The organism is Enterococcus sp. JM9B (assembly GCF_009933265.1).
GTDB classification, from domain to species: Bacteria; Bacillota; Bacilli; order Lactobacillales; family Enterococcaceae; genus Enterococcus_C; species Enterococcus_C songbeiensis.
The window spans coordinates 1-1,248 of sequence record NZ_MAEK01000021.1 but is presented as its reverse complement, the minus strand read 5'-3'; the positions used below and the strand labels follow the sequence as shown (position 1 = coordinate 1,248).

Here is a 1,248-nt window from a genome sequence, read left to right as displayed (position 1 = left end):
GGCGAATGTTAAGATTAAGCGCAACTATACATTACTTTTATATAAATATAGTTCGTCTTTTGCTCTTTTAAACCCTGTCGGTAAACTTAAATTGATACGATTGTTCGACAAAAACATTTTATAACAAATGAAATAATCTCTTGAAAATATCATGTAATTCTCGCGTATTCTAGTTTAAACTTTTGAGCTGGTGTTTTCCAATTCAGAATTTTTCTTGGTCTAGTATTTAAGTTTTCTACAGCGTCATCGACGATACGTTGCGAGACATTCTTAAAATTAAACGGTTTAGGGAAATATTCTCTAAGTAATCCATTATGATTTTCGTTAGAACCACGTTCATGAGGTGCATACGGATTTGCATAGTAAATTTTGCACCCGAAGGTGTCTTCAATAAGACCGACTTGAAATTGATTTACAAATTCAGTTCCTCGATCACAAGTAATAGATTTTACCCCTTGAGGATACATTTCTATTAGTTTTTTAATTGCTGCCATCATAGCGTGACCTGTTTTATTAGGGAGTTTAATCGCTACGTATTGTCGTGTCTTTCTTTCGATAAAAGTTGCTAGACAGGTTGATATGCCACGTTTTGAAACTACTGTATCAGCTTCCCAATGACCAAATTCTGTACGAAGCTGAACAGCTTCTGGGCGCAAATCAATGGTTCTATTTTCAAAGAAAGCTCGATCAATGCGAATCTTCGATCCAGATGACTTTACTTTATATCTTTTTCCATGTCTCCTAAGCTTTTTGATGTTGAAATCAATGGTTTTTGAGTAAATCCAGTTATAGATCGTGGATGTACATACCTTTACGCTTTTAACGGAATGTGCAATTTGTTCTGGAGAATATTTTAGATTCAGATATTTTAAAATAGTTTTTATATTGTGAATCGTGGCTTTTTTAGTAACTCCACAGTTCTTTTTCCGCAATTTAGCAATATTTTGTGCACTTGAAGCTTGATAAGGCAACCGTGCGATACTGTTGGCTTTTCTAGCTTCAGTCCCCCGTTGAATCTCCCGAGTGATTGTTGAACGATGGCGATCTAATCTACGTGCTATTTCAGCTGGTCGTAATCCTTCGTCAAGATAGGCTTCAATTTTCCCGCGCTCTTCAGCGGTTAAATGCTTATATACCATGTATCAAACTAGCTCCCTTGCTCTATTAATTACTACGGCAACGAATGATTTGACAATGAACCTTCACAGATATGAGATCCGCTTCCAACTAGGAGCTAACTTAAGACAA

General features: G+C 36.1%; 1 protein-coding gene. It reads right to left on the bottom strand.

What is annotated here, in order from left to right; translation table 11 throughout:
• Positions 1-149: 149 nt before the first annotated feature.
• Entirely contained in the window at positions 150-1,139 is a 990-nt protein-coding gene (locus BAU16_RS06045; RefSeq protein ID WP_161526734.1) for an IS30 family transposase, read from the bottom strand.
• Positions 1,140-1,248 lie beyond the last annotated feature (109 nt).

What these genes read in the sequence shown, in the direction of transcription:
- BAU16_RS06045 (WP_161526734.1), bottom strand. Translation starts at nt 1,139, where the DNA reads ATGGTATATAAGCATTTAACCGCTGAAGAGCGCGGGAAAATTGAAGCC.